A 24,102-nucleotide genomic window follows, 5' to 3' on the forward strand; every position below is an offset into this window, starting at 1 on the left:
GTCGCCAAAGTCTCATGGCGCTCCGCCCCGCCCCGCCCTAGATAGGGACCAAGGAGGCGCAGCCCATGGATTATGACATCACGATCTCGGGCGGCGGTATCGCGGGACTGACTGCGGCCGCCGCCTTTGCCCAAGCAGGATTCCGCACACTTGTCGTGGACCCCGCGCCGCCGGTTACGGAGCGCGAGGCCGAAGGCTCGGATCTGCGCTCAACCGCGTTCCTGCAACCGGCACAAAGCTTCCTCGAAGAGGTCGGACTGTGGCCCCGGCTGGCGGAATACGCGATGCCGCTTCAGACCATGCGCATCGTCGATGCCGGCGGCGAAACGGCCGAAGCCCGCGCGGTGAAGGATTTTGCCGCCTCCGAGATCTCGGACAAGCCGTTTGGCTGGAACCTCCCCAACTGGCTGTTACGGCGCGAGATGGCGACACGGCTGGGCGAGCTGGCGCAGGTGGATTTCCGCCCCGGCACCGCCACCACCGGCCTCTTCACCCGCGAAGGCGAGGCGCGCGTCTCGCTCTCCGACGGGTCGCGCGTGACCACACGGCTGGTCATCGCCGCAGACGGGCGAAACTCCCCGATGCGCCAGGCCGCTGGCATCCGGGTGAAGACAACGCGCTTCGGCCAGAAGGCGCTGGCCTTCGCGGTCACCCACGCGATCCCCCACAACAACGTCTCGACCGAAATCCACCGGACCGGCGGCCCCTTCACTCTGGTTCCGCTGCCCGATCACCAGGGACGCCCGTCCTCCGCCGTGGTGTGGATGGATGCGGGACCGGAACAGGCCCGCCGCATGGCGCTGAGCCCCGAGGCATTCGAGGCGGAGATGTCGGAGCGGTCCTGCCACCTCTTCGGTCCACTCGCGCTGGCATCCCGCCGCACTCTCTGGCCGATCATCGCGCAGGAGGCAGAGCGCCTGACAGGGCAGCGACTGGCACTGGTCGCCGAAGCCGCACATGTGGTCCCGCCCATCGGGGCGCAGGGCCTGAACATGAGCCTGAAGGATATGGCAGTGCTGCGCGACCTCGCGCTCGATGCCCCCGACCGGCTGGGCGATGCCGGGATGCTGGACGCCTATCATCGCCGCCGCGTCACCGACATCCGCGCCCGCGTGGCGGGCATCACCGCGCTAAACCGTGTCAGCCAGATGTCCGCACACCCCTTGCGAGACATGCGCGCAAAGGGGCTGGATATGCTCTACAGCCTGAAGCCGGTGCGCGCCTCGCTGATGAAGTTGGGGCTCGGCGCATCCGATTAACGAAGCCTTGGAGAGGCCGTCCGAATTCGGTTCCTTTAGGTGATTTTGAACCCGAAGAACTCGCGCGCTTCGGTTTCATCTTCTATGGTCAAAAATATCACGATGGGGGTCAGGGGGAAGCCCTGCCTCCCCTTCTTGCGCGGGCAAAGCCCGCGCCGGTCGCCGCCGTCAGGCGGCGAAACCGTTCAGAGAACCGCGTCCACCACGCGCTTCAGACGCGCGGTAGTGCCGTCCACATCATAAAGCTTGTCCAACCCGAAAAGCCCGATCCGGAAGGTCGAAAAATCCTGCGGTTCGTCCACAGCCAGCGGCACACCCGCCGCGATCTGCATGCCCTTCTCGGCAAAGGCCTTGCCCGACTTCACCGCCGGATCCTCGGTGTAGCAAACAACCACACCCGGCGCGCCAAACCCTTCGGCCGCGACCGACTTCACGCCCTTTTCGGCGAACATCGCGCGTACGCCGTTGCCCAGCGCCCACTGCGCCTCTTTCAGACGGGTGAAGCCGTGCTCCTTCGTCTCCGCCATGGTATCGCGGAAGGCGCGGAGGCCGTCCGTGGGCATCGTGGCGTGATAGGCGTGGCCGCCGTCCTCGTAGGCCTTCATGATCTGGTGCCATTTCTTGAGATCCACGGCGAAACTGTCGGAGGTGCTCTCCTCCATCCGCGCGAGCGCCCGCTCGGACAGCATCACCAGGCCCGCGCAGGGCGTCGACGACCAGCCCTTTTGGGGCGCGGAAATCAGCACGTCCACGCCGGTCTCCTTCATATCGACCCAGACGCAACCGGACGCGATGCAGTCCAGCACCATCAGCGCGCCCACCTCATGCGCCGCCGCAGCCAGACGGGTGATGTAGTCGTCAGGAAGGATCATGCCGGCCGAAGTCTCGACGTGCGGGGCAAAGACCAGCGAAGGCCTGGCCTCGCGGATCTTCGCCTCGACCTCCTCGATCGGGGCGGGGACGAAGGGCGCATCCACCGCATTGCCGGTCTGACGGGCCTTCATCACCGTAGTAACGCCGCCGAAGCCGCCCGCCTCGAAGATCTGCGACCAGCGATAAGAGAACCAGCCATTGCGCACCACGATGACATCCGCGCCCTGCCCGAACTGTCGCGCCACGGCCTCCATCCCGTAGGTCCCGCCGCCCGGCACCAGCGCCACCGCGTCGGCGTTGTAGACCTCCTTCAGCATCTCCGAGATGTCGCGCATCACCTGCTGAAAGGCGGCGGACATGTGGTTCAGCGAGCGGTCCGTGAAGACCACCGAAAATTCGTCGAGCCCTGACGGATCGACGCTATCGAGCAGTGCAGCCATGTGAGTTCTCCTTCTTTGTCCACGACCTATCGCAGCGTCGCGGCCTTGGCAAAGACAACCGGCGTGCCCCGCCGATCGAAACTCCCTCCGGCCCCGGCACCACGGATACGCTGTGGGCGGATGACCGTGTAAAGGTTCGCATCCAGAGTCCCGCGCCTCTGGGCTGTCAGGATCACGGATACTGCGCAACAGCGTTGGATGGAGTCGCTACTGGTGCCCAATCGGCTCGAAAACGACATCGCGACCTACTCTTCTGATCAGGCGAGCCGGTGACAGATTCGCCTTCGGTCTGGTGCGCCTTTGGCAAGCGCTGCCCGAAAAACAGCCTCTACCCCGCTGTGAGGCATCGAAGGCGCTTTCCCCGGACGTGACATTGACCGCGGCCCCGGAACGATCAAAAAGTCGCATCCCCCGCGCCCCCACGCCCCCAGCCGTCAGGAGGTCTGTGCACTGCCGGACCCTGCCTGACACGGGCAACACCTGGCAATGGTAGCCTGCGGAACCTGAGGCCCGGCGCCTTCCCATGCGAGGACGCAGCGGTTACGGCCAAGCCGCTTCGCGGCATAGAGCGCCTCGTCCGCGCTCCGGATCGCGGCCTCGAAGGGCATGGAGCGTGTTTTCTGCACCGCACCCACCGAGATCGTCAGGTCCAGAGACCGCCCCTCCCACGTGATCGCGGCCCCCGCCACGGCGCGGCGCAGGCCTTCGGCGACCCGCGTCCCGCGCGCCCGATCCGACCCCGCGAGGAAGATCAGGAACTCCTCCCCACCGAAGCGGCAGACGATATCCTCCTCCCGGCAACGGTCCCGCAGCCGCGCCGCCACACTGCGCAGCGCCGCATCCCCCGCCAAATGGCCAAGACTGTCATTCACCCGTTTGAAATGATCGATATCCACCATCAGCACGATCCCTTCGACGACGCGGTCGCGCCCTACCCGGTCGAACAGGAAATCCCGCGTCGAAACGTCGGTCAGCCGGTCGCGAAAAACAAGGCGGCGCAGTTCCGCTGCCGATTGCGCGCTTTGCTGGGCCTGATACGCAAGGGTCCACGTAAAGAGCCCGATGATGGTGGCGGATAATCCGACGCCGACGAGAAAGCTCTCTCCGCGCGGCAGTGGTTCCATCCCCACCACCGCGGCATGCGTGACAAGGACATTGATCGTCAGCGCCAGAATAACGGCGGCGACCAGAAAATACCCCTTGGTGCGGTCCATTTCACGCTACCCGTACTTGCCGGTGCCGGTGCCGTTCTGACTATCCTGTCCGGGATCCCTCCGCCGCCATTCAGGCTGCGATCCGACTGTCGCCTCCACGGGCGCTCCATGCACCCGATGGCCTTCCCACGCGGGGTGGTGTTCTTGCCCGGTGTTCTTGCCTGTGCCCCGAAGCGGTTGATGGCTCAAAGGTGGCACGAATCGGTTAGGAAATCATCAACGAAGCTTTACGGAATGATATGCATTTTCATAAAGTTGTTGCGGGTCCCGCCATCTAGAGCAGGTCCAGCGGCCCAGGGCGGCGCTCCTCCGAGAGCAGGACATTGGCCTCGATGTTGCCCGCCCCGGGCAGCGTCATGATCCGCCTCCGCAGCACCCGTTCGAAATCGGGAATGTCGCGCGCCACCACACGCAGACGGTAGTCGAACAGCCCCAGAACATGTTCCACCACCTGCACTTCCGGGATGGCCGAGACCGCGCGTTCGAAGTCCTCCAGCGATACGCGCCCCTTCGTCGCCAGTTTCACGCCGAGAAACACCGTCACCCCGAACCCCAGCGCCGCCACGTCCACGTCCAGACGGGAGTCGCGGAACACGCCTCCCTCACGCAGCCGCTTGATACGGCGCCAGCAGGCCGGTTGCGAGAGGCCGAACCGACGCCCCAGCGCCCCGGCGGAGGCAGTCGCATCCTCTGTGAAAGCCCGCACGAGCGCGCGGTCGGTGTCGTCGAGGCGGATCATAGCGGCAGTGCCTCCGTGTCCTTCACCCGCGCCACATGCATGAGAGCCTCGATGTCGGAGATATGCGGCAGCGACAGCAGCCGCTCGCGATAAAGCTGTTGGTAATGTCCCATATCGCGCGCGATGACCGCCAGCCGGACGTCGGTCTGCCCGAGAAAGGTCTGGATCTCCAGCACCTCCGGAACCTCGCGCGCGGCGGCGATGAATTCGTCAAAGGCGCGTGGCTGCGTCTTGTCCAGCGTCACCCGCAGCGATACCTCCACCTCCCACCCCAAGGCTGGCCAGTGGATCACTCCGCGCAAGCCGCGCAAGACGCCTTTCTCGCGCAGCCGTTCCAACCGACGGGCCAGCGTGGACCCGGTCACCCCGGCCTGTTCTGCCAGTTCTGCCATCCCGCCATCCGGCGCCGCCTGGTAGTAGCGCAGTATGCGCCGGTCCGTATCGTCGAGCATGATTTCCGCACTCTCCACAAATATTGCGAATGATTTTGCCTCTTCTTGGCGAAAATACTCGAAATACGCAAACACTCTCGCTGCAGCTTGCGTAAATTGCAGGCAACTTTCAAACGAGGAGAGAAGACATGCGCGTTTACTACGACCGCGACTGCGACGTGAACCTGATCAAGGACAAGAAGGTCGCGATTCTGGGCTATGGCTCCCAGGGCCACGCCCACGCGCTGAACCTGCGCGACAGTGGCGCAAAGAACATCGCCGTCGCTCTGCGCGACGGCTCGCCGTCCGCCAAGAAGGCCGAGGCAGAGGGCCTTGCCGTCATGGGTCTGGCTGAAGCCGCCGCATGGTGCGACGTGATCATGTTCACCATGCCCGACGAACTGCAGGCGGAAACCTACCGCAAGCACATCAAGGACAACCTCAAGCCCGGTTCCGCAATCGCCTTTGCCCACGGCCTGAACATCCACTTCGGCCTGATCGAGGCGCCCGAAGGCGTCGATGTCATCATGATGGCGCCGAAGGGTCCGGGCCACACCGTACGCGGCGAATATGTGAAGGGCGGCGGCGTGCCCTGCCTCGTGGCCGTACACCAGGATGCCACCGGCAAGGCGCTGGAAATCGGCCTGTCCTACTGCTCCGCCATCGGCGGCGGCCGCTCCGGCGTGATCGAGACGAACTTCCGTGAAGAGTGCGAAACCGACCTCTTTGGCGAGCAGGTTGTGCTCTGCGGTGGCCTTGTCGAACTGATCCGTATGGGCTTCGAGACGCTGGTCGAAGCCGGTTACGCACCGGAAATGGCCTACTTCGAGTGCCTCCACGAAGTGAAGCTGATCGTCGACCTGATCTACGAAGGCGGCATCGCCAACATGGATTACTCGATCTCCAACACCGCCGAGTATGGCCAGTACGTGACCGGCCCGCGCATCCTGCCCTACGCCGAGACCAAGGCGCGCATGAAGGAGGTCCTGAGCGACATCCAGCAGGGCAAGTTCGTGCGTGACTTCATGCTGGAAAACGCCGTGGGCCAGCCGACGCTGAAGGCCTCGCGCCGAGCCAACGACGAGCACCAGATCGAGCAGGTCGGTCAGAAACTGCGCGACATGATGCCGTGGATCTCCGCCGGCAAGATGGTCGACAAGTCGAAGAACTGATCCTACCGGAAAAACTGCCAAGGGCGGCCCACGGGCCGCCCTTTTCATGTCCGCACCACCGCTGCCGGACGTTGCCCGCCCGGTTCAGCCCTCGCGGCCCGTGGTCGGGGCCTGCGTCTGCGTCTGCGTCGGGGTCGGCGTCGGCCAGTCTATGTCGTAGGTTTGCTTCATGTACCCTTGGAAGTACGACCGCATGACCGGAAAGGCGTCCGCGATCTTGAGAAACGCGTCGCGGTCCAGCACCAGCACCTTTGTATCCTCCAGCGCGTGCACCGTGCCAGAACGCCGCTCCTGCCCCAGAACCATCCGCTCGCCAAAGTGCTGGCCGGGTGTCACCCGTTTGGTCACCGGTTCCCCGGTGTGGGTGTCGGGATAGGTCAGTTCCACCGCGCCTTCGATGACTGTGTAGAACCCGTCGGCGCGCGTCCCCGCCTCGAAAATCCGGTCGCCCGCGCGGTAATGCACGTAGCGCGCCGCGGGCGGCGCTTCACTGCGCATCTGGACGGTGGAGCGCGGCGAAACCGCGTCCATCACCCAGTTCAACAGCACTTTCACCTTGGTCCCGAAGCCAGGCAGGAAGGCGACGTAGTAGGCCCGCCAGAGCAGCCAGGCGGGGAAGCCAGAAAGCTTCATCCCCCAGACCTCCGCCACGCCGCGCCGGGCACCGAGCGACGCCAGCGCACCCTGACTCTTGTAGTTGAAAGGTTTCAGCGCCTTGCCGGAGAGGCTTGCGGCGATGTTCTCTGCCAGTTGGCGCGCCTCGCGCACCGCGAATTGCGCGGTGGGCGGGGCAAAGTCAGTGCGCGCGCTGGCGCCCTCCTTCATCGGGATCATCGCGCAGTCGCCCAGCGACCAGACATCCGTCTGCCCCTCGCAACGCAGCATGCGGTCGACCTTGATCCGGCCGTGAGCGTGGGCCAGCGGCATGGCCTGCACCACCTTCGAGGGCGCGTTGCCGATCGTGGCAACGATGGTCCGGGTGGGGATCTCGGTGCCGTCCGACAGGATCAGCCGCGTGCCGGTGGCGGATTTCACCCCGACGCCCAGCAGGATCTCGATGCCCCGCTTCTCCAGCTGCTTCGCGGCGTAGCGCCCAAGGCTTTCGGGCAGTTCGCCCAAGACACGTGGCGCGAATTCCACCACCTTGACGCTCACCTCCCCGCGCGAGACGTTGGGGTAGTATTTCAACGAGCGGTCGATCAGCTCCTTCATCTCGCCGACCGTCTCCACACCCGAAAAACCGGCGCCGATGACACAGAAGGTCAGCGCCTCCTTCTTGACCTCCGGCAGGCGGGTGATGTCGGCGTGCTCGAGGCGTTCGATCACGTGGGCGCGCAGTCGGCGCGCGTCCTCCAGCGTCTTCATGGTGAGGGCATGGTCGGCGAGGCCGGGCATCCGCGACAGGTCGGTTTCCTGCCCGAGCGCCACGACAAGCTGATCGTAGCCGACCTCAGTCGGGCGGCGCTGCACCCCCTGGAAAATGGTGACCACCTTGCGGGAAACATCGACATCGTGGATGCGGGCCTTGCGGACCTTCACACCCTTCAGGAGGAAGCGCAGCGGCGTCACCGCATGGGGCGCGGTAATAGCCCCGGCGGCGACCTCCGGCAGCAACGGCTGGAAGACAAAGTAGTTCTCGGCGTTGATCAGTTCGATCTCCGCCTTCGGCAGCTTGCGGCGCAGTTCACGCGCGGCAAAGAGACCGGCAAAACCGCCGCCGAGGATCAGGATACGCTGGGTCATGTCGGGATCGCTCCTTTCGCCGCGAACAGCCCGTCGCGGCGCAATACGGGCCGGTGAATGCCGCACGACACCGCCATTTGCAAGATTTTTGTTTTTAATTTCAATAGCATACATTTGTACACGAAACAAACCCTTTAAAACCCGCGTCTTGCCCGATTGCGTCCGGCCCCGAGCGGGGCTACGGCTGCGCCATGACACCGGAAATCACGCCCCGTAGCTGGGCCATGGTGGGCGCGCTTGGCCTTGTCTGGGGCGCCACCTTCCTCTTCATGGAAATCGCGCTTCGCGGCATGACGCCCTTCTGGCTGGCGGCCTGGCGCATTGGCTTTGCCGCCGCTCTGACGGTGGCGATCTGGCGCTTTACCGGGGGCCGCCTGTTCCTGACGGGGGACCGCGCCTGGGGCGCGCTGACGGCCATCGGGCTCCTGTCCACGGCCGTGCCCTTCATGCTGCTCAGTTGGGGGCTGCAATACGTAACCTCCGGCTTTGCCGGGGTTTCCATGGCGGCGGTGGCACTGATGGTGCTGCCTTTGGCGCATGTCTTCGTCCCGGGAGAGCGCATGTCCCTGCGCCGCCTGATCGGTTTCGTGATCGGGTTCGCCGGCGTGGCGGTGCTGATCGGGCCGGAAGCCTTCGCCTCATCCGGCGACCCGCTGGAGCCGTGGGGCCGCGTCGCCTGCCTCGCTGCCGCCGGGTGCTATGCGGTCAGTTCGGTGACCATGCGCCGCCTGCCCCCCGTTGACCCCATCGGGCTGGCTGCCGTGCCGCTGGTGATCGGGTCCGCGCTGGTAATCCCGATGGCATGGCTGCGCGAAGGCGCTCCCGTGATGCCCGACAGCACGACGCTGCTGGTGGTGGCCATTCTCGGCCTGCTGCCCACGGCGGGCGCAAACCTGCTGCGGGTCCTGGTCGTGCGCTCCGCCGGGCCGGTGTTCATGACGCTGACCAATTACCAGGTGCCGCTCTGGTCGGTGATCCTCGGAATCCTCGTGCTCGGAGAGCCACTGCACCTGAACCTGATCGCCGCCATGGTCCTGATCCTCGCCGGCGTCTTTGTCAGCCAGTGGGGCGCGCTTCGCCGCCTGTTCGGGGGCCACCGCACCGCATAGGCCACATGGCTGGGGACCGACAAGAGCCGGAAAATGAAACGGGCCGGAAACCCGATGGTTTCCGGCCCGCGTCGCCTGGGACCGCTTGGGTCGGCCCTGGGTTACCAGCAGCTCACCAGCACCGTCGTGTCCACCGCCAGTGCCGTCAGGTCCTCCGGCGCCAGCGGTGCGCCATCCATCGTGGCGGAGGCGTGCACCCCGTTAGCGCGCAGGAAATTCAGGATCAATTCGCCCTTCGCGGCAAAGCTGACCTGATCGGGCAACTGCCGTCCGCTGGCCGCGTCGCGCGGCAGCAGCATCCCCATGACATTGCCGCCCGCATCAAAGACCGGGCCGCCGACGTCGCCCGGTTTGGCATCGACCGCCAGCCGCTTCACGCCCTGTTCGCCGTTCAGCCCCTGCGTGTCCTCCAGCGTGCCGAAGGTCAGCGTCGGCGCGGTCAACACCCCGCCAAAGCTGTAGCCGGCAACGGCCACCTCCGACTGCAGACGCTGGGTGTCGGTGGTGAAAGGCGCCACGCGCCTGGGCGCCAGCGGGTCCACCGGCTGCAGGAGCGACACGCCAAGGCCCGCGTCCGAGGCGACAACCCTTGCATCATAGGTGCCGTTGATCGTCACCCGTTCGCATTGATCCGTCGTGGCGCTGGCCGCCAGCACCGTGCCGCGCGCGTCCACGAAGAAGCCCGAGCCGTTGCCTTTCGGGGTGCGCACCTTCAGCCCTGAAACCAGATCCACCGCCTGCCCCGCGTCGCTGACCGCCGCCGGGTCCAGCACACCGGGCATCCGCTGGTAGCTGTCCTGCATAAGCGCCAGAACGCGGCTGCGGCGCTCCTCGTCCCCGGCGGGCCAGATCAGGGTAAAGCCCTTGATCTCGCCGTCTTGCAGCCCGACCTCCGTGTGCGACACGATGCGGTCGTTTGCGCCAGTCAGCAGAAAACCCCGGCTGTCGCGGCGGCGCTCGCCTTCAACAGGCACGATCTCAAGCGTCTGCATGATCTCGTAAAGCCCGTTCAGAGTGCGCGCATCGCCCGGCTGAGAGATCAGCAGCACCTGCACGTCAAGGTCGGTGGTGGGTTGATAGATGGCAAAGGGCGCCTCGTAGCGGTCGAAGGCCACGACACCCATGGGCATCTGCATGGCGATGCCCGCGCGACCGTCGACGCGTTCGGCCATGCCCATACCATCGAGCACGGCATTGTACTGCCGCAGCAGTTCCGCGCGCTGCATGGTGGTCAGGATGCCGGTCGGCTCAAGGTTGCTGGCCTCCTGCCACGCCGCCATTGAGCGCCGCGTACCGGGGCCAAAGGCGCCGTCGATCCGGCCTTCGTAGAAGCCTGCCCATCGCAGCGCGACCTGCAGCATGTCGCGCTCTTCCCGCGTCAGCAGCCCCTCGGAAGCGCGCGCCTCGCGCGGGGTCTCGTCGTCGATCACCGCCGGACCGGTGTCGGCCGCCGGTTCGGAAGTGGTTTCGGGAGTGGTTTCGGGGATCGCTTCGGGTGCTTGCGCGGCCTCGGGCGCCGCCGGCGTCTCCGGGGCCCCCGGCTGGGCCGCGGTCCCGCTGGGCGCGTCCGCCTGCGTATCCGCCTCCGCCTGTGGCGACAGGCCGTCCTCGGACAGTTGTTCGCGCAGTGCCGCCACATCGGAGGCCGGGTCGGCCGTTGTCACGTCCTGCACCTGCGGAGCCTGCGTTGCGGTCTGATCGACCGCTGCGCCCACCGGCCAGAACTGACGACCGTAGACCCGGCTGCTTTCGACGTAGCTGTCCGGCGGCACAGCCCCCGAGCCGAGGAACTCTCCCAGAAAGGCCTCGGCCTCCGCCCGGCTGGCGTAGGGCCCCAGCGCCACGCCGTACCAGCCGCCCCCCAGCGAGAAGCCATTGACGTTGTTCAACCCTTGTCCAAATTGTCGCACGCTGGATTGCGCCCCGGCCAGCGAGGTCCGTGCCTCTACCTGGATGAAGAATTGCTCTCCGGCGGGGTCGCCCCCCGGTCCGGCGTCTTGGGCGAACGCACCCTGACCGGCAAGGATCAGCGCAAAGGCAAGGGTTTTCAACTGGCTCGGCATGGGTGTCACGGACCTTTGGAACTAAAGCATAATCGATAGGTGTATTAGCAGATCATGCCGTCCGTGCACGCGAAAATGAAGCCGCGCGCCGATTGACCCCGCCCCTGTTGCCGCCTAATCAGGCCCCGATCCGCCGTGCCCGGTTCCGACCTGCGGCCATCCGGCGACCATCAGGAGGCCCGACATGTCCGAGACGCTGCCGAAACCCCGCTCCTTCCAGGAGATCATCCTGCGCCTGCAAGGCTACTGGGCCTCCAAGGGCTGCGCAATCCTGCAACCCTACGACATGGAGGTGGGCGCCGGAACCTTTCACCCGGCCACGACGCTCCGGGCGTTGGGATCGAAGCCCTGGACGGCGGCCTATGTGCAGCCCTCGCGACGCCCCACCGACGGGCGCTACGGCGAGAACCCGAACCGGCTGCAGCATTACTACCAGTATCAGGTCATCATCAAACCATCGCCGCCGGACCTGCAGGCGCTCTACCTCGGATCGCTCGAAGCGATCGGCATCGACTCGGCCCTGCACGACGTGCGTTTTGTGGAGGACGACTGGGAAAGCCCGACGCTGGGGGCATGGGGACTGGGCTGGGAGGTCTGGTGCGACGGCATGGAGGTCTCACAGTTCACCTACTTCCAGCAGGTCGGCGGGCATGACTGCTCGCCCGTGTCGGGAGAGCTGACCTACGGGCTCGAACGCCTTGCCATGTATGTGCTGGGTGTCGATCACGTCATGGAGATGCCGTTCAATGCGCCCGACGCGCCGATCCCGCTGACCTACGGCGATGTCTTCCGCCAGACCGAAGAAGAATATTCCCGCTTCAACTTCGACACTGCCGATACCGCGGCCCTGCTGCGCCACTTCGAAGAGGCCGAAGCCGAGTGCGGCGCCATCCTGTCGCGCGATGCGGAAGATCCGAAAACCGGCAAGCGCATCGTCATGGCGCACCCCGCCTATGACCAGTGCATCAAGGCGTCGCATATCTTCAACCTGCTCGACGCGCGCGGCGTGATCTCTGTCACCGAGCGGCAGGCCTACATCGGCCGCGTGCGCGCCCTGGCCAGGATGTGCGCCGACGCCTTCGTCACCACCGAGGCCGGCGGCTGGACGCCGGAGGCGGTCCCGGCATGAGCGGCAAGCTCCTCAGCCTCGCCATCGTCGCGGTTGCACTGATCTTTGGCGCGGTGGTCTACTACACGCAGGTCTACTATTATTATGAAACGGTTGAGGCCGACGGCAGCACCGACGTGATGCTGACCAGCCTCGCCACCGGCGAACCTGAGGCCATCGCCTACGACGGGTTCACGGCCATCGACGCGACCTCCTCTCCGATCCGCTACCGGGCGTGCTTTACCACGCCGCTCTCGATCCCGATGCTGACCGAAACCTACGAGATGTACGAGGGCTCAGCCCCCCGCAACGCGCCGGACTGGTTCTCCTGCTTCGACGCCGCCGCCATCGGGGCGCAGATCGAGGCCGGGACGGCGCATGTCTTCACCAGCCAGCGAAATATCGAATACGGAATCGACCGCGTGGTGGCGATCACCGACGGCGGCCAAGGCTATGTCTGGGAAGAAATCAACGACTGCGGCGACAAGGCCTACGACGGAACCCCACTGGGCGAGAACTGCCCCGAGCGCGACTGAGGCCACGCGACCTAGCCCCCTGCGGGAGCGCTCCAGCGGAGTGCCTCCGGCACGCAGTTTCGGCCCTTCGGGGCCGTTTGCCTCCGGCGGGAGTATTTTTGCCCAAGAAGAAAAGTGGCGCCGGACCGATCGCCCGCCCGCCACCTTCCGCGCATGAAACGCGACCTCCCCCTTCAGTTTCTTGAAAATCACTTTTCGGAGTGAGCGCTCCACCTCTACCGGGCGGGCATTCGGCTCGCGCGCCAATCGGCTTGTGTTATCGAGCCGAAGCCTCTCGCCACTCACGGAGGGAACCAAACCCGGGCCTCGGGCGCTTATCCCTCATGCAGGAGAGGACCCAGATTATGCCCGACAAAGCCCCCGCATGGGTCGCGCCCGTGATGCGCACCGGCTATTTCGCCCGCGCCGCGGTCTATACCGTGGTTGGCGGCCTCGCCTTTTTCGCCGCCATTCAGGGTGGCGCCGCGCAGGGCACAACCGACGCGCTGGCCGACCTGCAAAAACATCCCGGCGGCCTGATTGCGCTCTGGCTCATTGCGCTGGGGCTCTGGGCCTACATGATCTGGCGGCTGGTGGATGCCGCACTCGACCTCGATTGCTATGGCTCTGACGCGAAGGGGCTGTTCGCCCGCGCCGGTCTGGTTGTCACCGGGTTGATCCACGCCGCTATCGGTGCCTCTGTCGCTGCCATCGCGCTTGGGGGCGACAGCGGCGGGGGCAGCGGCACCCAGACTGCCACGCAAAAGCTCATGACCATGCCAGCGGGGCCGTGGCTCGTCGGGCTGGCTGGCCTCATCACTATCGGTGCCGGGGCCTACTACATCCGCAAAGGCATCAAGGAGAGCTACAAGGAGCACATCCGCGTCACCGCCACCGCCCAGCGGCTCGCCCCGGTGATGAAGGCCGGTTGCATCGCCGAGGGCGTGGTCGTGGGCCTCATCGGCCTCTCCGTAACCTACGCCGCGCTCACCACCGATCCCAGTCAGGCCGGGGGGCTGGGCGAGGCCTTGCATCACCTGCGCTCCATGGCCTTCGGGCGCATCCTGCTGGCGCTTGTCGGGCTGGGCCTCGTCGGGTTCGCCGTGGAAAATGCCGTCGAAGGAGCCTACCGCGTGCTGCCCCGTTATGATGGCGCAGATGTCCTGACGCTGGCAAAGCGTGCCAAGCTCCGGGCCGAGGGCAAGCTCGACGAAGTGACGGCCTGACGTCGGACTGACCTGCCGGCGCGGTGCACATTTTTTCCCTGCGCCCTGCCCGCGCTCAGCCCGAGCAAGGGGCGCTTGCGACCCCGGCCCTGCGCCGCTAGACACCACGCCAACTGGACCCGTCCGCGCCACCCTTGGGAACACCCCCGACAGGGACAGGCGTGGGCAAAGCTGTGGTGAGACGATGCCGGACCTTCTGATCGAACTCTTTTCCGAGGAAATCCCCGCACGGATGCAGGCCCGCGCTGCCGGGGACCTGAAGAAGATGGTGACCGACGGCCTCGTCGAGGCCGGGCTTACCTATGCGTCTGCCGCCGCTTTCCACACGCCCCGTCGCCTTGCGTTGACGGTCGTAGGGCTGACGGCTGAATCACCCACCCAGAAGGAAGAGCGCCGCGGCCCGAAAGTCGGCGCACCCGACAAGGCGCTCGAAGGCTTCATGCGCGGCGCAGGCGTCACCCGCGACCAGCTGGAGGAACGCGAGGACAAGAAAGGCGCCTTCTATTATGCCACCGTAGTGACGCCGGGCCGCAAGGCCGAAGCGATCGTGGCCGAGGTGCTGGAAAAGGCGATCCGGACCTTCCCCTGGCCGAAGTCCATGCGCTGGGGCGCGGGAAGCCTGCGTTGGGTGCGCCCACTGCACCGCATCCTGTGCATCCTCACCGACGAAGGCGGTGAGCGCGTTGTCGATCTGGACGTCGACGGAATCCGCTCCGGCCGCAGCACCGAAGGGCATCGCTTCATGAGCGGTGGTGCCTTCGACGTGACATCCTTCGAGGACTACGCGGCAAAGCTGAAGCGCGCCAAGGTGATCCTGTCCGCCGAGGAACGCGCCGAGCACATCTGGCACGACGCCACCAACGCGGCCTTCGCGCTGGGGCTCGAGGTGGTCGAGGACAAGGGCTTGCTGGCGGAGGTCGCGGGGCTAGTGGAATGGCCCGTGGTGCTGATGGGCGAGATCGGCGAGGACTTCCTCGGGCTGCCGCCGGAGGTGCTGCAAACCTCCATGAAGGAGCACCAGAAGTTCTTCTCCGTGAAGAACCCGGCCACGGGGCGGATCGAGCGTTTCATCACCGTGGCGAATGTCGAGACGGCGGACCACGGCGCGACGATCCTCGCGGGTAACCAGAAGGTGCTGGCCGCGCGCCTGTCCGACGCGAAGTTCTTCTGGGAGAACGACCTGCGCGTGGCGCAGCGCGAGGGGCTGACCGCCTGGACGGAGCGCCTGTCGAACGTCACCTTCCACAACAAACTGGGCAGCCAGCAGGCGCGCATCGCCCGCATCGCCGCGCTGGCGACGGACCTCGCGCCGAAGGTCGAGGCCGACCCCGCCCTGGCGGAACAGGCGGCGCAGGTCGCGAAGGCCGACCTGTCGTCTGAGATGGTCTACGAGTTCCCCGAACTCCAGGGCCTGATGGGCCGCTACTACGCCCAGGCCGCGGGCCTGCCCGCCGAGGTCGCCGTGGCTGCGCAGGAACACTACTCGCCGCTCGGGCCGTCGGACGACGTGCCCACCGCGCCGGTTTCCGTCGCCGTGGCATTGGCCGACAAGCTCGACACGCTGACCGGCTTCTGGGCCATCGACGAGAAGCCCACCGGTTCGAAGGACCCCTTCGCCCTGCGCCGCGCAGCACTCGGCGTGATCCGCCTGGTGCTGGCCAACCGGCTGCGGCTGAACCTTGTGCCGATTTTCGATCAATCGATTCACAACTGCCCGTTTAACTTATGGGTAGAAGCGAATCTCCAGTCGATGGCCGATGAGAAATTGGACATTGAAAAGAAACTGGCAGACCCAAATTTCAAGGGTACACTAATTACGGGAACACGAGAGGATAAGGAGGTACGTCTGACGGCGCTCGTCGAAGGAATGCGAGACGTCAGTGACCGCCTAGAAGCCCTTAAAATATGGCAGGTCAAAGCACCCATGGACCTCCTGTCCTTCTTCCACGACCGGCTGAAGGTGCACCTGCGCGACCAGGGCGTGCGGCACGACGTGATCGACGCCTGCCTCGCCATGCCGGGCCAGGACGACCTCGTGCTGCTGGTAAAACGGGCCGAGGCGCTGTCGGCCATGATCGAGACGCAGGACGGCACCAACCTTGTGCAGGGCTTCAAGCGGGCGAACAACATCCTCGCGCAGGCGGAGGAGAAGGACGGCGTGGAGTATTCCTTCGGCGCCGACGTGAAGTTCGCGGAGACCGACGAGGAACGCGTACTCTTTGCCGCGCTCGCCGCCGCCGAGGCGCAGATCGCTCCCGCCATGGCGGCGGAGGATTTCGGATCGGCGATGGAGGCCATGGCCGCCCTTCGCGCGCCGATCGATGCATTCTTTGATGCGGTGCAGGTGAACGCGGAGAACCACGTGGTGCGGCGCAACCGCCTGAACCTCCTGTCCCGCATCCGCCAGACCTGTCTGCAGGTGGCGGACCTGACAAAGCTCGAGGGCTGATACGGCTGACTGGTTTCGCGCCAGCCAGGTGCGGGGCAAGGGCAAGCCGATTGGGGGAAGCGCAGCTTCCCCCAAGCCCCCATCGCGGTATTTGAGAACCAAAGAAGCAGGGCGGCGGCGCCGATGTCGGCGGAGCGTGCCGGAGGGGGGCAAGGGCGTCGGCGCGACGGTTTCCCATCTTGTCACACGGGTGTCACGGCGTATGCTGCGCGCGGACCCGCAAAGGACGCCGCAGTGCAGAAAGCTCTTTCCCATGACCGCGACATCACGCTGATCACGCCCTCAGCACCGATGAAGGCGCCGACGCATGGCGGGCGGGCGAAATGTCTGCAGCGTCTGGTGCGGCTGGAGTTGCCGGTGCCGCGCACCGTGGCGCTGTCATTCGACGCAGTGCATCGCATCGCGTCCGGGGATCTGCCGGACATGAACGGATTGCTGTCCTCCTTCGATGAGGATGCGTTGCTTTGCGTGCGGCCGTCTTCGGAGGATCCGGACTGGGGCGGCCCCAGCGCGATCCTCAACATCGGCATGAACGATGCACGCTACGTGGCACTGTCCGACGAGATCGGACACGAGGCGGCGGCGGCGCTTTATCTGCGCTTTGTGCAGGCCTACGCGATCCACGTTGCGCGGCTCGATCCCGACCAGTTCGACGAGATCGACGAGACCGGGCAGGCCGGCCTGTCGGCGGCGCTGGGGGCCTACGAAGAAGAGGCCGAGGAGCCTTTCCCGCAGGACCCGGCAGTGCAGCTGTGCGAGGTGCTGCGGTCCATGGCGCGCGCCTGGGAAGGGACGACGGCGCGGTTGCTGAGGCAAGCCAAGGGCGCGCCGGTGGACGCGGGACTGGGGCTGGTGGTGCAGGAAATGGCACTGGGGATCGGGCGCGGCGAATGCGGGTCGGGCGTGCTGCACCTTGTGAACACCGAAACGGGGCAGCCGCAACTGACCGGGCGCTACCTGAGCCAGAGTCAGGGCCGCGACGCATTGCGCCAGCGGCACCGGTCGCTTTACCTCGAACGCGACCCGCGCGGGCCGTCCTTGCAGGACAAGGCACCGGAAGCCTTTGAGCAGCTTATCGAATATGCCCACCTCATGCGGCGCCGGCTGCGTGAGGAAATGCAGATCGAGTTCACCATCCGGGGCGGCGCGGTGCATATCCTTGACGGCGTGCGGGTCGAACGGTCGTCGCGTGCGGCGCTGCGCATTGCCGTGCGGATGGCCGAGGATGGCATCATTTCCGAACAGGAGGCGGTGATGCGGATCGAACCGCGCGCCATTTCCGAACTGCTGCACCGGCAGGTGGCACCGAATGCGCAGCGCGTTGTGATCGGACGTGGCATCGCCGCCTCCCCCGGCGCGGCGACGGGTCGGATCGTGTTTTCCTCGGCCGAAGCGCAGGCCTCTGCCGCGCGGGGCGAGGCCTGCATTCTGGTGCGCCGCGAAACCTCACCGGAGGACATCCGGGGGATGCATGCCGCTGTGGGAGTGCTGACGGAGCGCGGCGGCATGACGTCTCACGCCGCCGTCATCGGGCGCGGCCTGGGCCTGCCCTGTGTCGTGGGGGCCGCGCGCATGAATTTTGAAATCCACAAGAAGACCCTTGTCGGCGAACGCGGCCGCGTGTTCCGCGAGGGCGACGTGATCACGCTCGACGGCACCTCGGGCGCGGTGCTGGAGGGTAGCCCCGAAACGGTGGAGGCGGCGCTCGACGATGCATTTCAGACACTGATGGGATGGGCCGACGCGGCGCGCGACATCGACATCCGCGCCAACGCCGACACGCCGGCCGATGCCAACACCGCGCGTCGTTTTTCAGCCCAGGGGATCGGCCTGTGCCGGACGGAGCACATGTTCTTTGACGCGGAGCGCATCACGCCGATGCGCGAGATGATCTTTGCCGACACGCCGGAGGACCGGCAAGCGGCTCTGGCCGTGCTCCTGCCCATGCAACGCGCGGATTTCACGGAACTGTTCCGTATCATGGAAGGGCTGCCGGTCTGCATCCGGCTGTTCGACCCGCCGCTGCACGAATTCCTCCCGCAGGATCGCGCGGGGCTACGCGATCTGGCGGAGGCGCTGGACCTGCCGGTGTCCGATGTGACCCGGCGCGTCGAAAGCCTCGCGGAATACAACCCGATGCTGGGCCTGCGCGGTGTCCGCCTCGGTATTACGGTGCCCGAGATCTACGACATGCAGGCGCGGGCCATCTTCGAGGCGACGCTGGATGCCTCGCGCGAAGGCGCACCGGTGGTGCCGGAGATCATGCTGCCGCTCGTCAGTGCCCGCCGTGAGGTCGAGCTGGTGCGTACCCGGATCGACGCGGTTGCCGCCGCCGTGCGCGCCGAACGCGGGCGTTCGTTCACCTACCGTCTTGGTGTGATGGCGGAAACCCCGCGCGCCTGCCTGCGCGCCGACGAGATCGCGCCGCACTGCCAATTCTTGTCCTTCGGGACCAACGACCTGACGCAGATGACCTATGGTCTGTCGCGCGACGACGCCGGGCGGTTCATGTCGGATTACGTGCAACAGGGCGTGTTCAGCGAGGACCCGTTCCACGTTCTCGACGTCGACGGCGTCGGTGAACTGGTCGCCACGGGCGCGCACCGGGCGCGTGCGACGACACCGGGAATCACCCTGTCGATCTGCGGCGAACACGGCGGCAATCCCGAATCCATCGCCTTTTGTCGCGATGTCGGCATGGACTATGTCAGCTGTTCTCCTTTCCGCGTGCCGGTCGCGCGGCTGGCCGCCGCCCATATAGCCCTGCGGGAAACCGGCGTCCAACGGCCAGCCAGGCTCTGATACTTATTGACGTTTCAACCTTGACGCGCATGTCTCGCACGTCATTTTGGGCAGATTCACGCCTGTGCGAAAATCGCGGACTTGGCGCCAACCGGCGATTCCGTTTACGAAACGCGCACAATTTTCTACAGATCGCCCCGCCCCGGAATGGCTTTGGGTTCATCCCGGGTCGACGATTCCCTTGAAAAGAGACCGCCACCATGATCCGCAGCCTTTGCCTGTTCCTGACGCTTGTGGGCGTTTCGCTGACTGCCCCTGCCTCTGCCGATTCCATCCGCAAGGCGCAGACCCTCGTGAGCCTCGAAACGAAGGTGCTGGCGCGGGCCGGCGATGCCCGGCTCAGCAGTCTGGTGCACCCCGCGGCCGTACGCGGCGCGGGCAAGATTCGTTACGACGCCGCCTTTCTCGCCGCGCAGCCCAAGGCGCAGGGTGGCAAGGAGTGGGAATGCCTGACCCAGGCGCTGTACTTCGAGGCGCGCGGCGAGCGCGTGGAGGGCCTGTTCGCCGTGGCGGAGGTCATCATGAACCGGGTTTCCTCGCAGCGGTTTCCGAACTCTGTCTGCGGCGTCGTGCACCAGAGCAACGGCCGGGGCTGTCAGTTCAGCTACACCTGTGACGGCCACCCCGAGGCGGTCGGCGAACCCGCCGCATGGTCCCGCGTCGGCAAGGTGGCAAAGATGATGCTGGACGGCGCCCCCCGCGGCCTGACGCGGGGCGCCACATACTACCACACCAACGCCGTCGCGCCGAAATGGTCGCGCACCTTCACTCAGACGGCCAGCATCGGCGACCACCTGTTCTACCGCAACCCGCGGTAGGTGACGGTTTCGGCCACCGGGACCACCGCCCAGACGCCGCGCCGTCCCCCTCCCCGCGCCGCATTGTCGCTACCTTTCCGCAGGGGCCTGCCCTATATGAGGCCTGACACGACCCGGAAGGAGCCCCGATGGCCTCTGAGATCCGCCTTGCCTTCGCTCATCCTTCGGAGCGCGCCATCGCCACGGCCGGCGACGCCCCACGAGACCGCATTTCCCTCCGAGATCATATTGTGGAAGTCGAAATCGGCGCCTTTCAGGCCGAGCGCGGCACCAAACAGCGCGTCTGTTTCAACGTCGTGGTGGAGGTCGCGCCCTTCACCGGCGAGATCGAAGACGACGTGGACCGCATCCTTTCCTACGACCGGGTGACGGAGGCAATCGCCCATGAACTGGCCGCCGAGCGCCTGAACCTTCTGGAAACCCTGGCTGAACGCATCGCCGAACGCATCCTGCTGGAACCGCAGGCGCTGCGCGCCTTTGTCCGGATCGAAAAGCTGGATCGTGGTCCCGGCGCGCTGGGAGTGGAGATCGTCCGCGCCCGCGCCGATGTGGCGGCGCATCTCAACACCCTGGCGCAGGAAATCGCTTCGGAACGACCGCACCCTCGTGTCGTCTACCTGTCGAACGCCGCCATCGCACACCCCGACCTTTGCGCGTGGATTGACACACTGGCGGCGCGCAAGGCGCCTGTCATCCTCTGCTGCGGATTGCCGCCGGAGCCGCCGCTGGAAACCGGTCACAGGATGACCCAGCGCCGCGTCGACCTGCTGGCGATCGAACAGAACGGCTGGCGGCTGGCGGCGCGCGACCTGCGCTGCAAGGTCGTCTCTACGCGGACGGAGCTCGACTGGGCGATGCGGAACGGGCAGATCTGCGTCTGGGCGCCGTCCAAAATCGTACTCGACGCCACCGAAGGCCCCGGCGTCGGCCCGCGCGCGGGCGCCGCGCTCAGCGCCTGGTTCGCCACCGAAATGGAAGCCTGCGAGCTGCTGGCCGTCGGCGGAGACCTGCCGGAAAAGACGGACACCCCGCAACGTGCGGTTGAGGTGGGCGACCCGCTGTTCTGAGCGGCCCCGCCGCCGCGGTCTACCTGCTTGAAATGGCCCGGCGAATGGGTCAGGGAAAGCGCATGACTGCCTATTACCGCCCCCTTGTCCGCTTTGACCGCCCCCGCCCGCCCGAGGCGCTGCCGCTTGCCGGGGGACCGGGCTGGTTCGTCCACCTCGCGGAGCATCGCCGCGGCACAGAGCCGCGCATTGTCACCCCTGACGCCCTGCCCGACGACTGGCGCATCCGGCTGACCGCACCCCGGCCTGCCGTTGCGGGCATGGTCTTTGACCGCACGCGTGTGATGGGCATCCTGAACATCACACCGGACAGCTTCTCCGACGGGGGACAGTACCAGTCCCCCGCCGCCGCGCTGATGCAGGCGCATGGCATGGTGGACGCCGGGGCCGACATTATCGACGTCGGCGGCGAAAGCACCCGACCCGGCGCACAGACCGTCCCATACGAGGCTGAAATCGCCCGGATCGAGCCGGTGATCCGCGCCATCGCCACGGAAATCGCCGCCCCGATCAGCATAGATACACGCAAATCCAGCGTGGCGGAGGCCGCCGTCGCGGCGGGTGCACGGCTGGTCAACGACGTCTCGGGCCTGACATACGATCCGATGCTTGCCGGCTGGTGCGCGCGCGAAGGCCTGCCGGTCTGCGTCATGCACACGCTGGGCGGGCCGGAGACCATGCAGGACGACATCCGCTACGACGATGTATTGCTGGACGTCTACGACTTCCTCGACACACAGGTGCAGAAGCTGGAGGCCGCAGGCCTGCCGCGGGGCCGCATCGTTGTCGACCCCGGCATCGGTTTCGGGAAGACCATCACCCACAATCTGACGATCCTGAACGGTGTATCGCTGTTCCACGGACTGGGTTGCCCTTTGCTCGTGGGCGCCTCGCGCAAAGGCTTCATCGGGCGTATTTCCGGCGCCAACCCGGCATCCGACCGTATGGCAGGCTCTGTTGCCGTGGCACTGGCCATGGCAGCCCAAGCCGTGCAGATTGTCCGCGTACACGATGTCGTCGAGACAGCGCAGGCGCTTTCGGTCTGGAATGCTATTACCCACGGAGAATTTTGATGACCCGCAAATTATTCGGCACCGACGGCGTGCGCGGCACCGCCAATACATGGCCGATGACGGTAGATCTCGCCGTCTCCCTCGGCGCTGCCGTGGGGCGCTATTTCCGCAATGAACACACCGGCGTGCACCGTGTCGTGATCGGCAAGGACACCCGTCTGTCAGGCTACATGTTCGAGAATGCACTGACCGCCGGCCTGACCTCCACCGGCATGAACGTGCTGCTGCTGGGTCCGGTGCCGACGCCTGCCGTGGGGCTGCTGACCAATTCCATGCGGGCGGATCTGGGCATCATGATCTCCGCCAGCCACAATCCCGCGGCCGACAACGGGATCAAGTTCTTCGGCCCCGATGGCTTCAAGTTGTCCGACGCGATGGAAGCGGAGATCGAGGCGCTGGTGGCAGAGGGAGTCGACCCTGCAAAGCCCGGCAACATCGGTCGGGCTAAGCGCATCGACGACGGGCGTTTCCGCTATCAGGAACGGCTGAAGTCTACCCTGCCCTCGGGCCTGCGCCTGGACGGGCTGCGCGTCGTGGTGGACTGCGCCAATGGCGCCGCCTACCGTACCGCGCCGGAGGTTCTGTGGGAACTCGGCGCCGACGTCATCGCCATCGGCACCGTGCCGGACGGGCTGAACATCAATGCGGAGTGCGGTTCGACCCATCCGGCCAAGGCAGTTGAGGCCGTGCGCACCCATGGTGCCGATCTTGGTATCTGCCTCGATGGGGACGCCGACCGCATCATCGTGATCGACGAGACCGGAGAGATCGTCGATGGCGACCAGATCATGGCCCTGCTCGCGGCCCGCTGGGCCGAGGAGGATCGCCTGAAGGGTGGCGCGCTGGTGGCCACCGTGATGTCGAATCTCGGATTGGAACGCTTCCTGCAATCGCGGGGCCTGCGGCTGGAACGCACCAAGGTCGGCGACCGGTACGTGGTCGAACGGATGCGCGCGGGCGGCTATAACCTCGGTGGCGAGCAGTCGGGCCATATCGTCATGACCGACTTCGCCACCACCGGCGACGGGCTGATGGCGGGCCTGCAGGTGCTGTCCGAAATGGCTCGCACCAACCGCGCCGCCTCCGAACTCACGCGCAACTTCGCCCCGGTGCCGCAGCTTCTGAAAAATGTCCGTTACGGTGCAGAAGCCCGGCCGCTGGAAGACCCCCGCGTGATGGCGGCGATCCGCGACGCCGAAGAGAAACTGCTCGGCAAGGGCCGTCTGCTGATCCGCAAGTCGGGCACCGAACCGCTGATCCGCGTCATGGCGGAATGCGAGGACGACGCACTGCTTGTGTCCCTCGTGGACGGCATCGTGGCCGAAGTCGAAACCGCCGCCGCCTGAACGCGGGCCGAAGAGCCTTCGTCGAAGGCTCTTCACCCGTCAAGGCTTTTCATTGAAAAGCCTTAGCGCCCCCCTGACCTGCCCCCTGACCTGCGCGGGGCATAGCCTCAGACCGCCCGCCGGAACGACCGGCGCAGCGTGTGCCAAAGCCGGGCAAGGAAACCGAAAACAAGGCTCAGCCCCGCCCACCCCGCGAGGAAGCCCGTTCCGGCGAAACTCACCCCTTCGAAGGTCGCGGGTACCGCCGGTTTGAACGTTTCCCGTGCACGCGCCCAGATCCGGGGGTCGCCCAGATGCGTGGCCAGCCTTGCCCGCATGAAGGGCCCCGCCTCCGCCAGGGCCGCGAGGTCCGCTGCCAGCCGGTCCCGGCGCGCGATATCGTGGGCCATGTTTTCGGCCTGTCGTTCCGCCAGCGGGCCTTCGGCGGCAAGCCGGTCGAGGTAGGCGGGCAGTTCCAGACCGACCGCCGCCGCGTCCGCCTCGAAGCGCTGCACCTGCCGCGTCAGTTCGTCCACGGCGCCGCCCAGCCGTTGCATGTATTGCTGCGAAAATTCCGGGAACTGCGAGGCTGCCAGCCCTCCGGCCAGCCCGCCCGCAAGCGTCAGCACGCGCAGGATCATGTTCCTCTCCCTCACCCATTTCAGCCCGCAGGATA

At 66.1% G+C, this 24,102-nt stretch carries 19 protein-coding genes; 12 read left to right on the forward strand and 7 right to left on the reverse strand.

Features of this window, described 5'->3' with window-relative positions:
• Window positions 1–65 precede the first annotated feature (65 nt).
• Entirely contained in the window at window positions 66–1,259 is a 1,194-nt protein-coding gene (locus tag J5474_RS01065; RefSeq protein WP_209358501.1) for a UbiH/UbiF family hydroxylase, read from the forward strand.
• Window positions 1,260–1,444: 185 nt separating this feature from the next.
• On the opposite strand, the gene J5474_RS01070 is transcribed toward J5474_RS01065, so the two are convergent.
• The 4 genes from J5474_RS01070 to J5474_RS01085 form a co-directional block, all read right to left on the reverse strand.
• On the reverse strand, window positions 1,445–2,572 hold the full coding sequence (locus tag J5474_RS01070; protein WP_209358502.1) for an aminotransferase class V-fold PLP-dependent enzyme: 1,128 nt from the start codon (window positions 2,570–2,572) through the stop codon (window positions 1,445–1,447).
• Window positions 2,573–3,006: 434 nt separating this feature from the next.
• A complete protein-coding gene (locus J5474_RS01075; RefSeq protein WP_209358504.1) occupies window positions 3,007–3,786 on the reverse strand; it encodes a GGDEF domain-containing protein in 780 nt (259 codons plus the stop codon).
• 274 nt (window positions 3,787–4,060) lie between these two features.
• A complete protein-coding gene (locus tag J5474_RS01080) occupies window positions 4,061–4,525 on the reverse strand; it encodes an Lrp/AsnC family transcriptional regulator (RefSeq protein WP_209358506.1) in 465 nt (154 codons plus the stop codon).
• Complete coding sequence (locus J5474_RS01085; protein ID WP_209358507.1) at window positions 4,522–4,977, reverse strand: Lrp/AsnC family transcriptional regulator; 456 nt, start codon at window positions 4,975–4,977, stop codon at window positions 4,522–4,524. The genes J5474_RS01080 and J5474_RS01085 overlap by 4 nt, the downstream gene beginning before the upstream one ends.
• Before the next feature lie 128 nt (window positions 4,978–5,105).
• Here J5474_RS01085 and ilvC point away from each other — a divergent pair, with 128 nt between their 5' ends.
• Complete coding sequence (gene ilvC / locus J5474_RS01090) at window positions 5,106–6,128, forward strand: ketol-acid reductoisomerase (RefSeq protein ID WP_209358508.1); 1,023 nt, start codon at window positions 5,106–5,108, stop codon at window positions 6,126–6,128.
• 84 nt (window positions 6,129–6,212) lie between these two features.
• On the opposite strand, the gene J5474_RS01095 is transcribed toward ilvC, so the two are convergent.
• On the reverse strand, window positions 6,213–7,871 hold the full coding sequence (locus tag J5474_RS01095; RefSeq protein ID WP_209358510.1) for an FAD-dependent oxidoreductase: 1,659 nt from the start codon (window positions 7,869–7,871) through the stop codon (window positions 6,213–6,215).
• 191 nt (window positions 7,872–8,062) lie between these two features.
• Here J5474_RS01095 and J5474_RS01100 point away from each other — a divergent pair, with 191 nt between their 5' ends.
• Window positions 8,063–8,980, forward strand: coding sequence for a DMT family transporter (locus tag J5474_RS01100; RefSeq protein ID WP_245216175.1), 918 nt, complete (start codon window positions 8,063–8,065; stop codon window positions 8,978–8,980).
• Window positions 8,981–9,081: 101 nt separating this feature from the next.
• Here the strand turns inward: J5474_RS01100 and J5474_RS01105 are convergent, their stop codons facing one another.
• Window positions 9,082–11,043 (reverse strand): trypsin-like peptidase domain-containing protein, encoded by a 1,962-nt coding sequence (locus J5474_RS01105; RefSeq protein WP_209358511.1) that lies wholly within the window; start codon window positions 11,041–11,043, stop codon window positions 9,082–9,084.
• A 184-nt stretch (window positions 11,044–11,227) separates the two neighbouring features.
• Between J5474_RS01105 and J5474_RS01110 the strand changes: the two genes are divergently transcribed.
• From J5474_RS01110 to glmM, 9 genes are all read left to right on the forward strand, one after another.
• Window positions 11,228–12,172 (forward strand): glycine--tRNA ligase subunit alpha, encoded by a 945-nt coding sequence (locus J5474_RS01110; RefSeq protein WP_209358513.1) that lies wholly within the window; start codon window positions 11,228–11,230, stop codon window positions 12,170–12,172.
• Window positions 12,169–12,687, forward strand: coding sequence for a DUF6446 family protein (locus J5474_RS01115; RefSeq protein ID WP_209358514.1), 519 nt, complete (start codon window positions 12,169–12,171; stop codon window positions 12,685–12,687). Before J5474_RS01110 ends, J5474_RS01115 begins: the two co-directional genes overlap by 4 nt.
• A gap of 344 nt (window positions 12,688–13,031) precedes the next feature.
• Window positions 13,032–13,892: a DUF1206 domain-containing protein gene (locus tag J5474_RS01120; RefSeq protein WP_209358515.1), complete on the forward strand. Its 861-nt coding sequence runs from the start codon at window positions 13,032–13,034 to the stop codon at window positions 13,890–13,892.
• A 184-nt stretch (window positions 13,893–14,076) separates the two neighbouring features.
• The gene (gene glyS / locus J5474_RS01125) at window positions 14,077–16,341 is read left to right on the forward strand and encodes a glycine--tRNA ligase subunit beta (protein ID WP_209358517.1); all 2,265 of its coding nucleotides are present in this window, start codon (window positions 14,077–14,079) and stop codon (window positions 16,339–16,341) included.
• A gap of 291 nt (window positions 16,342–16,632) precedes the next feature.
• A complete protein-coding gene (locus tag J5474_RS01130; protein WP_245216207.1) occupies window positions 16,633–19,143 on the forward strand; it encodes a putative PEP-binding protein in 2,511 nt (836 codons plus the stop codon).
• Between the two features lie 200 nt (window positions 19,144–19,343).
• The gene (locus J5474_RS01135; protein ID WP_209358521.1) at window positions 19,344–19,961 is read left to right on the forward strand and encodes a cell wall hydrolase; all 618 of its coding nucleotides are present in this window, start codon (window positions 19,344–19,346) and stop codon (window positions 19,959–19,961) included.
• A 128-nt stretch (window positions 19,962–20,089) separates the two neighbouring features.
• Window positions 20,090–21,028 (forward strand): dihydroneopterin aldolase, encoded by a 939-nt coding sequence (locus J5474_RS01140; RefSeq protein WP_209358522.1) that lies wholly within the window; start codon window positions 20,090–20,092, stop codon window positions 21,026–21,028.
• Between the two features lie 62 nt (window positions 21,029–21,090).
• Window positions 21,091–22,101, forward strand: a complete 1,011-nt coding sequence (folP, locus tag J5474_RS01145; RefSeq protein WP_209358523.1) for a dihydropteroate synthase — start codon at window positions 21,091–21,093, stop codon at window positions 22,099–22,101.
• Window positions 22,101–23,447: a phosphoglucosamine mutase gene (glmM, locus tag J5474_RS01150; protein WP_209358524.1), complete on the forward strand. Its 1,347-nt coding sequence runs from the start codon at window positions 22,101–22,103 to the stop codon at window positions 23,445–23,447. The genes folP and glmM overlap by 1 nt, the downstream gene beginning before the upstream one ends.
• Before the next feature lie 107 nt (window positions 23,448–23,554).
• Here glmM and J5474_RS01155 read toward each other — a convergent pair whose 3' ends face one another.
• Window positions 23,555–24,067 (reverse strand): DUF2937 family protein, encoded by a 513-nt coding sequence (locus tag J5474_RS01155; protein WP_209358525.1) that lies wholly within the window; start codon window positions 24,065–24,067, stop codon window positions 23,555–23,557.
• Between the last annotated feature and the right edge of the window lie 35 nt (window positions 24,068–24,102).

It is taken from the genome of Sagittula salina (genome assembly GCF_017813235.1).
Lineage (GTDB): Bacteria > Pseudomonadota > Alphaproteobacteria > Rhodobacterales > Rhodobacteraceae > Sagittula > Sagittula salina.

What these genes read in the sequence shown, in the direction of transcription:
- J5474_RS01135 (WP_209358521.1), top strand. Translation starts at nt 19,344, where the DNA reads ATGATCCGCAGCCTTTGCCTGTTCCTGACGCTTGTGGGCGTTTCGCTG.
- J5474_RS01095 (WP_209358510.1), bottom strand. Translation starts at nt 7,871, where the DNA reads ATGACCCAGCGTATCCTGATCCTCGGCGGCGGTTTTGCCGGTCTCTTT.
- J5474_RS01115 (WP_209358514.1), top strand. Translation starts at nt 12,169, where the DNA reads ATGAGCGGCAAGCTCCTCAGCCTCGCCATCGTCGCGGTTGCACTGATC.
- J5474_RS01070 (WP_209358502.1), bottom strand. Translation starts at nt 2,572, where the DNA reads ATGGCTGCACTGCTCGATAGCGTCGATCCGTCAGGGCTCGACGAATTT.
- J5474_RS01065 (WP_209358501.1), top strand. Translation starts at nt 66, where the DNA reads ATGGATTATGACATCACGATCTCGGGCGGCGGTATCGCGGGACTGACT.
- J5474_RS01120 (WP_209358515.1), top strand. Translation starts at nt 13,032, where the DNA reads ATGCCCGACAAAGCCCCCGCATGGGTCGCGCCCGTGATGCGCACCGGC.
- J5474_RS01105 (WP_209358511.1), bottom strand. Translation starts at nt 11,043, where the DNA reads ATGCCGAGCCAGTTGAAAACCCTTGCCTTTGCGCTGATCCTTGCCGGT.
- glmM (WP_209358524.1), top strand. Translation starts at nt 22,101, where the DNA reads ATGACCCGCAAATTATTCGGCACCGACGGCGTGCGCGGCACCGCCAAT.
- J5474_RS01140 (WP_209358522.1), top strand. Translation starts at nt 20,090, where the DNA reads ATGGCCTCTGAGATCCGCCTTGCCTTCGCTCATCCTTCGGAGCGCGCC.
- J5474_RS01100 (WP_245216175.1), top strand. Translation starts at nt 8,063, where the DNA reads ATGACACCGGAAATCACGCCCCGTAGCTGGGCCATGGTGGGCGCGCTT.
- glyS (WP_209358517.1), top strand. Translation starts at nt 14,077, where the DNA reads ATGCCGGACCTTCTGATCGAACTCTTTTCCGAGGAAATCCCCGCACGG.
- folP (WP_209358523.1), top strand. Translation starts at nt 21,091, where the DNA reads ATGACTGCCTATTACCGCCCCCTTGTCCGCTTTGACCGCCCCCGCCCG.
- J5474_RS01110 (WP_209358513.1), top strand. Translation starts at nt 11,228, where the DNA reads ATGTCCGAGACGCTGCCGAAACCCCGCTCCTTCCAGGAGATCATCCTG.
- ilvC (WP_209358508.1), top strand. Translation starts at nt 5,106, where the DNA reads ATGCGCGTTTACTACGACCGCGACTGCGACGTGAACCTGATCAAGGAC.
- J5474_RS01085 (WP_209358507.1), bottom strand. Translation starts at nt 4,977, where the DNA reads ATGCTCGACGATACGGACCGGCGCATACTGCGCTACTACCAGGCGGCG.
- J5474_RS01130 (WP_245216207.1), top strand. Translation starts at nt 16,633, where the DNA reads ATGAAGGCGCCGACGCATGGCGGGCGGGCGAAATGTCTGCAGCGTCTG.
- J5474_RS01080 (WP_209358506.1), bottom strand. Translation starts at nt 4,525, where the DNA reads ATGATCCGCCTCGACGACACCGACCGCGCGCTCGTGCGGGCTTTCACA.
- J5474_RS01155 (WP_209358525.1), bottom strand. Translation starts at nt 24,067, where the DNA reads ATGATCCTGCGCGTGCTGACGCTTGCGGGCGGGCTGGCCGGAGGGCTG.
- J5474_RS01075 (WP_209358504.1), bottom strand. Translation starts at nt 3,786, where the DNA reads ATGGACCGCACCAAGGGGTATTTTCTGGTCGCCGCCGTTATTCTGGCG.